Here is an 8614-nt window from a genome sequence, read left to right on the forward strand (position 1 = left end):
CACTAAAACTGATGCACCAAAGGCTGATTTCCATATCGGTATAGTAACTGGTACAGTATCACAAAGCGAAGATGAGCTTAGAGCAGCTCAAAAAGCAATCGAGCTTTATGGTAACGCTAAAGACGGCGGTATGATTGTTCACGATACTTATCCTGATAACTTCATGAACGAACAAGAAACAACTATCTCTAAGATTGTTGCAATGGCAGATGACCCACAAATGAAAGCTATAATAGTTAACCAATCTGTTCCCGGAACAGTTGCAGCTTTCAAACAAATCAGAGAAAAAAATCCTGAAATAAAACTTATCGACTTAACTCCACAAGAAGACGTTGCAATGGTACAAGAGGCAGCTGACTTAGTTATAGATGCAGATAACATTTCAAGAGGCTACAGAGTTATCGCAGCAGCTAAAGCTATGGGAGCTACAAAATTCGTTCATATATCTTTCCCAAGACATATGAGTATCGAAATGCTTGCTTTAAGAAGAGGAATATTTGAAGAGGCTTGTAAAGATTTAGGTGTTGAATTTATATCTGAAACAGCTCCAGACCCAACTTCTGACGTTGGTATCCCGGGAGCACAACAATTTATTGCAGAAAACATCCCTAACTGGATTGAAAAATACGGTAAAGATACAGCATTCTTCTGCACAAACGATGCACAAACAGAACCATTACTAAGAGGTATCGCAGCAGGCGGAGCAATCTTCGTAGAACAAGACTTACCATCTCCTATAATGGGATATCCTAAGGCATTCTCAGTTGACCTTAAAAATGAGGCTGGAGACTGGAAAGCAATCAACAAAAAAGTTGAAGATGCAGTTATAGCTGCCGGCGGTAAAGACAGAATGGGTACTTGGGCATACTCTCTAGGATATTCAACTACACTTGGTACAATTGACCTAGCTATACAGATTGCTAAAGGCGAAGCTAAAATAGACGATAAAGAAGCTGTAAAAGCTGCTTTAGAAAAATATACAGATGGTGCTGCTTGGACAGTAACTCCATATGTTGACAGAAGAACTGGTGAGCCAGTTGGACATTATCTACTAGTAGCTCAAGACACTTACGTTTATGGTAAAGGTTTCTTAGGTATGGATAAGGTTGAAGTACCTGAAAAATATCTAAATCTTAACGTAGACTTAGAAAAAATTAAAAATGAATAATTTTTAAATCAGATTTAAAAGGCCAACGGTCTAGACCGTTGGCTTTTATTGTAAAATATATAATTTACTGATATAATATTTAAAATTTATTTTTTTAAATATATAATTTTATTATTGCAAATTTATATCATGCTAACTTACATAAGAAAATGTAGTATTATTTTTCATTATAAATTTTTTTGTATCAGAGAGCAAAAAAAATTTCTTTTCAATATTTATACTATAATTTTCAAAGTAAGTTAGTATCAGTAAAAATGGTACGAAAGTTTTTAATTTGGAGAAGGTGAATTTAAATTTTGGATAACGTCTTACTAGAGGCAAAAAGCGTTGGAAAAAGCTTTGACGGAAATGTCGTACTTAAAGATGTAAGCTTTCAGCTAGGTGCAGGAAAAATTCTAGGTCTAGTTGGAGAAAATGGTGCAGGCAAGTCCACTTTGATGAATATTATTTTCGGTATGAGTGTAATTGCTGAGACAGGTGGGTACGATGGAGAACTGCTTTTAAATGGTGAAAAGCTAAACTTTAAAAGTCCACTTGATGCCTTAAATGCGGGTATAGGTATGGTTCACCAAGAATTTAATCTTATTCCCGGTTTTACAGTTTCTGAAAATATTACTCTTAACATGGAAAAAACCAATCCATCTGTAATTTCAAGAATACTTGGTAAAAAGCTTGAAACAATAAACGAAAAAGAAAATCTAACAATATCAGGTAATTCTCTTGATACCTTAGGAGTAAAAATTAATCCAAGAGATATTACTCAGGATATGCCGGTTGGACATAAGCAATTTATAGAAATCGCTAGGGAAATGACTAGAGATAATGTAAAATTGCTTATCATGGATGAACCTACAGCAGTGCTTACTGAGTCTGAGGCAGACATTTTAATTGCAGCTCTAAGAAAAATAGCCTCTATGGGTATTTCCGTAATATTCATATCACATAGACTAAGAGAAGTGTTGAGTGTCTGTGATGACATAGTCATACTTCGTGATGGAGTTTTGGTAGAAAGCAAAAAAGCAAGTGAAATGACTATCGAGGAAATGGCTGCTAAAATGGTAGGTAGAGCTAAAGAGGATAAAGCACATAAAATAGAAAATGCTGCTACTGAGGCTGCAAACTTAGCTAATCTTGCTGCAAAGCACGATGAGCAAAAAGCTGATGAAACAATTTTAGAAATTAAAAATTTGTGGGTAGATATGCCCGGTGAACAGGTAGTAGATGTAAATCTTGAGGTTAAAAAAGGCGAAATATTAGGTCTTGCCGGTCTTGCCGGACAAGGTAAGCTTGGTATACCAAATGGTATACTTGGAACATATCCGGTTGGCGGCTCAGTAACATTTAAAGGCGAGGATTTAAAGCTTGGTGACACTTTTGATATTTTAAAAAGAGGCATCTCCTTTGTTTCTGAAGACAGAAGAGGTGTCGGTCTACTTTTAGATGAGCCTATATATTGGAATATCGCATTTAATGCGTTAAATGTTCAAAATAAGTTTACTAAAAAAATAATGGGAATAAATTTCAGAGATGAAACGGCTATGAAGGCTTTAGCTGATGAATATATTGATGTATTAGCTATTAAAACTACCGGATCAAATCAAAAAGCTCAAAATCTTTCAGGTGGAAATCAGCAAAAGGTATGTCTTGCAAAAGCATTTGCCATGGAGCCTGAGGTACTTTTCGTATCAGAGCCTACTAGAGGTATAGATATAGGTGCTAAGCAATTAGTTTTAAATGCTATTAAAAAATCAAATATTGAAAACAATACTACTGTAATAATGGCCTCCTCTGAGCTAGAAGAATTAAGAAGTATTTGTGACAGGATAGCCGTTATCTGCGATGGTAAAGTAGCAGGTATCCTTTCTCCTGATGACTCAGAGGCTAAGTTTGGTCTTTTGATGAGTGGCGAAAAATTAGAGCAGGAGGTGATGTAATATGAAAGAGAAAAGCTTTATACAACAATTTGGATGGCCTAGAATAATCATAGCACTATTTTTAGTTGCTCTTTTAATTGCTACCCCTGCTGCAAATCTAAAATTTGACAGCTCTCTTGCAAATGTATTTTCACGTTTTGGTATGTTTTCAATACTTACTCTTTCTATGATACCTATGATACAAGCCGGCTGCGGACTTAACTTTGGTCTGCCGGTTGGAGTTATAGCCGGTATTTTAGGTGGGGTTACCAGTATAGAATTTGGATTTAAGGGTATGGCCGGTATATTCATGGCTGTTATACTGGCAGTTATATTTGCTACCATATTCGGTTTTCTTTACGGTCTTTTATTGAATAAGATTAAGGGCGATGAAATGCTTATAGCCACTTATGTTGGTTATTCCTTCGTTGCATTTATGAGTATAATGTGGCTTGTCTTACCATATAAAAACCCTGTATCAGTATTGAGCTATGGTGGCAAGGGTCTTAGCCAACAGATACCTGTATCAGATTACTGGATGACTAAGGTTGTTAATCCGGATGGTACAAGTGCATTTATTGGTATAGTATCTAAATTTTTGAGTATTAAAATATCCAGCGGATTTACTTTAATGACTGGTATGTTTTTATTCTTTGCAGTGATGGCATTTTTAGTATGGGCATTTTTCAAAACTAAGCTTGGCTCAGCTATAACGGCAGTGGGTTCTAACCCTGAATATGCAAAAGCTGCCGGTATTAATATTGATAAAATGCGTATAATAGCTGTCATCATGTCAACTATTATTGCATCAATCGGTATATTAATTTATCAGCAATCTTATGGATATATACAGCTTTATATGGCTCCTCAGACATTTACATTCCAAACTGTAGCTGCAATTTTAATAGGTGGAGCTAGTGTAAACAAAGCTAGTATATTGAATGTTATTATAGGTACTTTCTTGTTCCAAGGAATACTTACTTTAACTCCTATTGTTATAAATGGTATTATTGGTGTAGACGTATCAGAAGTAATACGTATAATCGTAACTAATGGTATGATTGTCTATGCTTTGACAAGGAGGACAAAGTAATGAATAATAATATTAAGAAAAAATTGTCAAATAACGCTGTTCCGATTTTATTCCTAGCAATTTGTGCATTGGGCGTGATTATTGCAAAACCTCAGCTTTCTTATATAACAGGAGAGCTTGTAAGAAGAATGGTCAGAAATACCTTCTTGGTTTTATCTTTAATTATACCTATTTATGCAGGTATGGGTATCAACTTTGGTATACCACTAGGTGCTATGGCAGGACAAATAGGACTTGTATTCGTAACTGACTGGGGTATCACCGGAGCTGCCGGATTATTCTTAGCTGCTCTAATAGGCACTCCTATTGCAATACTACTTGGTATTTTTTCCGGTAATGTTTTAAATAGAGCAAAAGGTAGAGAAATGATTACATCTATGATGCTTTCATTTTTCATACTGGGTATTTATATGTTATTCTTATTGTATGGATTTGGTACAGTAATACCATATAAAAATAAAACCATCATGTTATCAAGAGGCTATGGTGTTAAAAATGCACTTACTCTTGATGTAGCAAAGGCTTTTGATAATCTGATAAAATTCAATATTAAAATACCGGTTGGTGGCACTCAGTCAATAGCCTTTGAATTACCGATTGTACCTATCATATTCATAGTATTGATTTGTTTCTTTATAGTATGGTTTAAAAAGACAAAAATCGGTCATGATATGAGAGCTGTCGGACAAGACCAAAAGGTTGCCTCAAATGCAGGACTAACAACTGACAAAATCCGTGTTCAATCAATAATAATCTCTACTGTGCTTGCTTGCTACGGTCAAATAATTTACCTACAAAACATAGGCACACTAAACACCTATGCTGGGCAAGACCAAGCCGCACTTTATGCAGCCGCATCTCTACTTGTAGGCGGAGCTAGCGTAACAAGAGCGACTATATCAAATGCAATTGTCGGTACTGCCCTATTCCACTTGATGTTTATAATAATGCCTCAAGCGGGTAAAGCCTTGACAGGCGATGCGATGATAGGCGAATACTTTAGAACATTCCTAAGCTACGCAGTCGTAACTGTAGCACTTATCATGCACGCATACAACAGACAAAAACAAATTGAGGATAACAGGCGTACAAGAAATCTCAACCGAACACAAGACAAAAAAACTGAAACTGAGACTGTAAAAGCTGATGTTCAATAGTAAATTCATTAAAATTTAATAAAAATCTTTCTGAAAATTTCTATCATATAAATGATAGATTTTTTCAGTTAATGGTATAAATTAAGCAATCGTATTATCACTAATAATCATTTTATTACACAACATGTACAAAACCTTTTAATTACAATGCTTGTATACATTTTAAAAATAATACAACCTAATCAAATTTTATTAAATTTTATAATATTTTTTTGACGGATTTTTGACGAATTAAAAAAGCAGAGGATTTACTCCCCTGCTTTTTAAATAATTTTCTCCATCAATGCTTCTTGTAAAACTTTACTAAAGTTAATTCCCTTATCAAGAGCTTCGTCATTTAACCACTTTGGAATACTTAATGTTTTCTTTACGCTTTTGTTTTTTATAAACTCATCACTTATACTGCAATTAGCAATATAGATAAATTTTTTACTGTCAAATTCAATATTATAATTAGGCTTAGGCAAAGTTTTGTTATTGCCAAGGTATGATGTTATAACCCCTTTTAGAACATCGTCAGCCATGTCAAAAGCTTCTTGCATAGTGTCAGCGTCAGTAAAGCAATCATCAAAATCAAAAAAATTTACATAGTATACACCATCTATTAATTCTATACTGCACGGATAATTATACTTATTTATCATAAAAACACTCCTTTTTATGTTTAGAAATAGCACAGGGCTAAAAATTAAGCCCTGTTATTCTTTTAATATTAGCAAGCGTTCCTGCCGGTATATCTTTTTTAGTGCACTTAACAGGGCAAATAACCCCTAAATCATTTATATATATTTCGTGCGAACCCGTCGTGTGGTCTAAAATATAACCATTTTTTAAAAGAATTTTAACTACTTCTTTGTAAGTTTTGGTGTTAGCCATACAGCCCCCTTACACTTATTATTGTACGTATAAAAATACGTATTGTCAAGAAGCATTTTTTTATTTTTGTGAATTGCCTTCGACATTCTTTGCGTCGATAAATCCCTCGCTTAGTATATAAGCAATCAAGGTTGCTCCCGACATTATTATGCCTGTTATTTTTTCTACGTCGGCTTGTGCAAAGTTGAGGGTAAGTAGCAACGCTGATACAAACCCTATTAATGCCATCCAGAATTTCCTGCTTGATAATTTTCTTTTCCAATCGATTTTTTTCATTTTAATTTTCCTCCATTTTTTTAATATGCATATATAAAAAACCACCCATAATTGAGTGGCTTTTAACAACCTATTTAGTTTGTAAATCTGATTTTAGATCACTTAATTTTCTATCTGCAATCAAAGCATAATCAGCCAATATATCAGCCAAAGGTAGCAACCTGTTTTTCTCATGATAGGCTAAATTTATATCGTCAAAAGACTTTGTGAAAAAATCCTGTATCTGAAAAACTATGAATTTTAACTTTTCGGTATCACTTTGAATGTCATCTACTTTATCTATTATATTTACTGTTGTCATTTTATATACCCCCTACACACAAGCAACTTCGCTTAAGAATTTATTTACAAAATATATCTGCCCTTTACCGGTTACTTTTGGCGTTGAGGTTGTCCTGATTGAGCCATCCGGGTTATTGATTGTCCTTTTTTTAACTTCCATGACACCTAAATCCATTGAATATTGTGTAGGTAGATTGTAGTTTTCTCCTTTTTGCTTGATTAAATAGCCGTTATCTCTTAGCCAGCCAAAAAGTCTATTTTGTCCTATATCTACGCCTTTTTGCTTTAAATACTTTGATAATTCACCGACAAGTATCGAGCTTTCAGATGTTTCCACAGTTTCAGCAAATAGCACTTTTGGCTTTTGTAGTTGTAATTGTTCGTCTTTTGTTTTTATGCTTGTAGTCAATTTTGCTATCGTTTCATCTGCAATCCTCAAGGCTCTTGCCATTATCTTTTCCGGAGAATTAAATTCCTTTTCTACTGATATAAAATACTGTCTTGCCTGTTTTCCTTTTTCATTTCTTTGTATCATAGCAAGCTCTTTTGCCATATCAAGTTTTATAGCATGGTCAATTTTTTCTTGATACCCTCCATTTGCTATTAGACATTTTTGACTAACTGTAGCAAAATCAACACTTTCAGTAAATCCATACTCAATCATTCTGTCAAACCATTTTTTATAATCTGTTCCTAATTCTAAAAACTTATGCAATTCTCTACCGCTAACAATCACTTCGCCTTTTTCGTTTGTATCAACTTTTATCAATTCATTCATACTAAATCTCCTTTCAATTTCTTGAAAGAAGTAATTTTCTATGATATAATTACATAAGAAAGATACTTCTTTCGGGTATAGAGCGTTTCAGACTACCAATCAACAAACGCTCTATTTTTATTTCTTTATTTCATCATAAATTTTTTTTACTCCAGATACTACAACATCTACCCGTGGTTGTTTTAAAATTTCAGAACATTCGTTCAGCATATCAATTTCTTTTTTTGACATTCTAAACCCTATTTTTTCTGTTCTTGGATTGTCAGTAGGTCTGCCCATTTTTTTATTTTCTTTTTCCATCACCTTGTCCTTTCTCTTGCTCTATGATATAATAATGCCACCAGTAGGGGGAGCAAGTCCCCTTGATGGCTTTTGTTTGGTTAGAAGTCTTATTTGATTAAGGCTTCTATTTTTTTGATTGTTTCTTCGTTTACTTTGTCATCTCTTAGTATTTGGATTATCATTTTAACGAATATTTTTAGTTGTTCGTTTGTCATTCCTTCCATTTTTTCTCCTTTCTCTTGCTCTGACTTGTAAGGTATCCCCTTACTGTGATTATATTATATAATATGGTCGACCAAAAGTCAATAGTTTTTTTAAAATTTTTTATAAAAAAGACGCCTTATACAGACGTGTTTTTTGTATGCTCCTACTAAGCTTTATTTACAATAGGTCTTTTAGTAGCCTTGTTGTAATCCACTTTTAAAAGCCCTAAAGCTGCTAAATCTCTTAATTTTACAAAATAGTTGTCGTCTTTATTTATAGCGTTAACCGTAGGCACCTTACCATTACTTTCTATCTTTATTATTTCTACCATCTCATCATCTCCATTTTTCACTTTTTGCTCCGGATATCTTAACACTTCATGCCAACCCTTTTTATACAAATAATACGGCTTTATTTCAATCTCCCTGCCGGTCTGGTCGCCTGCCTTGCCACCAATCGCAGTACCTAATTCATTTACACTTGCTTGTACAACATTACCGTTGCCAACATATACCGCAACATGATAATAAATATTTAGCAAAATGTCGCCCCTTTGCAAGCCACCGCCTGTTCTTGTATTTATTT

Annotated in this window: 11 protein-coding genes; 4 read left to right on the forward strand and 7 right to left on the reverse strand. The window is 34.1% G+C overall.

Annotated elements, in window-relative coordinates:
• From BBG48_RS10100 to BBG48_RS10115, 4 genes are all read left to right on the forward strand, one after another.
• Nucleotides 1–1168 (forward strand): DUF3798 domain-containing protein (locus BBG48_RS10100; RefSeq protein WP_116170976.1); only part of this gene is annotated, 1168 nt, incomplete at its 5' end.
• 296 nt (nt 1169–1464) lie between these two features.
• Nucleotides 1465–3102, forward strand: coding sequence for a sugar ABC transporter ATP-binding protein (locus BBG48_RS10105; protein WP_068914034.1), 1638 nt, complete (start codon nt 1465–1467; stop codon nt 3100–3102).
• A 1-nt stretch (nt 3103) separates the two neighbouring features.
• Nucleotides 3104–4174, forward strand: a complete 1071-nt coding sequence (locus tag BBG48_RS10110; RefSeq protein ID WP_068914033.1) for an ABC transporter permease subunit — start codon at nt 3104–3106, stop codon at nt 4172–4174.
• Nucleotides 4174–5331 carry an ABC transporter permease subunit gene (locus BBG48_RS10115; protein ID WP_068914032.1) on the forward strand — a complete coding sequence of 386 codons (1158 nt, stop codon included), beginning with the start codon at nt 4174–4176 and terminating at the stop codon, nt 5329–5331. The genes BBG48_RS10110 and BBG48_RS10115 overlap by 1 nt, the downstream gene beginning before the upstream one ends.
• 263 nt (nt 5332–5594) lie before the next feature.
• Here the strand turns inward: BBG48_RS10115 and BBG48_RS10120 are convergent, their stop codons facing one another.
• The 7 genes from BBG48_RS10120 to BBG48_RS11045 form a co-directional block, all read right to left on the reverse strand.
• Entirely contained in the window at nt 5595–5975 is a 381-nt protein-coding gene (locus tag BBG48_RS10120; RefSeq protein WP_068914031.1) for a hypothetical protein, read from the reverse strand.
• A 37-nt stretch (nt 5976–6012) separates the two neighbouring features.
• Nucleotides 6013–6207: a type II toxin-antitoxin system HicA family toxin gene (locus BBG48_RS10125; RefSeq protein WP_068914030.1), complete on the reverse strand. Its 195-nt coding sequence runs from the start codon at nt 6205–6207 to the stop codon at nt 6013–6015.
• A gap of 60 nt (nt 6208–6267) precedes the next feature.
• Nucleotides 6268–6483 (reverse strand): hypothetical protein, encoded by a 216-nt coding sequence (locus tag BBG48_RS10130; RefSeq protein ID WP_068914029.1) that lies wholly within the window; start codon nt 6481–6483, stop codon nt 6268–6270.
• Nucleotides 6484–6553: 70 nt separating this feature from the next.
• Nucleotides 6554–6784 carry a hypothetical protein gene (locus BBG48_RS10135; protein ID WP_068914028.1) on the reverse strand — a complete coding sequence of 77 codons (231 nt, stop codon included), beginning with the start codon at nt 6782–6784 and terminating at the stop codon, nt 6554–6556.
• 12 nt (nt 6785–6796) lie between these two features.
• Nucleotides 6797–7543 carry a phage antirepressor KilAC domain-containing protein gene (locus BBG48_RS10140; protein ID WP_068914027.1) on the reverse strand — a complete coding sequence of 249 codons (747 nt, stop codon included), beginning with the start codon at nt 7541–7543 and terminating at the stop codon, nt 6797–6799.
• Nucleotides 7544–7660: 117 nt separating this feature from the next.
• On the reverse strand, nt 7661–7843 hold the full coding sequence (locus BBG48_RS10145) for a hypothetical protein (RefSeq protein ID WP_068914026.1): 183 nt from the start codon (nt 7841–7843) through the stop codon (nt 7661–7663).
• A gap of 352 nt (nt 7844–8195) precedes the next feature.
• On the reverse strand, nt 8196–8614 hold a 419-nt coding region (locus BBG48_RS11045; RefSeq protein WP_330410381.1), incomplete at its 5' end, for an endolysin-like domain-containing protein.

Source organism: Criibacterium bergeronii (assembly GCF_001693775.2).
In the GTDB taxonomy this organism is placed as follows: domain Bacteria; phylum Bacillota; class Clostridia; order Peptostreptococcales; family Filifactoraceae; genus Peptoanaerobacter; species Peptoanaerobacter bergeronii.

Excerpts from the sequence above, each read along its gene's own strand:
- BBG48_RS10145 (WP_068914026.1), bottom strand. The coding sequence starts at position 7,843 with ATGGAAAAAGAAAATAAAAAAATGGGCAGACCTACTGACAATCCAAGA.
- BBG48_RS10125 (WP_068914030.1), bottom strand. The coding sequence starts at position 6,207 with ATGGCTAACACCAAAACTTACAAAGAAGTAGTTAAAATTCTTTTAAAA.
- BBG48_RS10130 (WP_068914029.1), bottom strand. The coding sequence starts at position 6,483 with ATGAAAAAAATCGATTGGAAAAGAAAATTATCAAGCAGGAAATTCTGG.
- BBG48_RS10135 (WP_068914028.1), bottom strand. The coding sequence starts at position 6,784 with ATGACAACAGTAAATATAATAGATAAAGTAGATGACATTCAAAGTGAT.
- BBG48_RS10120 (WP_068914031.1), bottom strand. The coding sequence starts at position 5,975 with ATGATAAATAAGTATAATTATCCGTGCAGTATAGAATTAATAGATGGT.
- BBG48_RS10110 (WP_068914033.1), top strand. The coding sequence starts at position 3,104 with ATGAAAGAGAAAAGCTTTATACAACAATTTGGATGGCCTAGAATAATC.
- BBG48_RS10115 (WP_068914032.1), top strand. The coding sequence starts at position 4,174 with ATGAATAATAATATTAAGAAAAAATTGTCAAATAACGCTGTTCCGATT.
- BBG48_RS10140 (WP_068914027.1), bottom strand. The coding sequence starts at position 7,543 with ATGAATGAATTGATAAAAGTTGATACAAACGAAAAAGGCGAAGTGATT.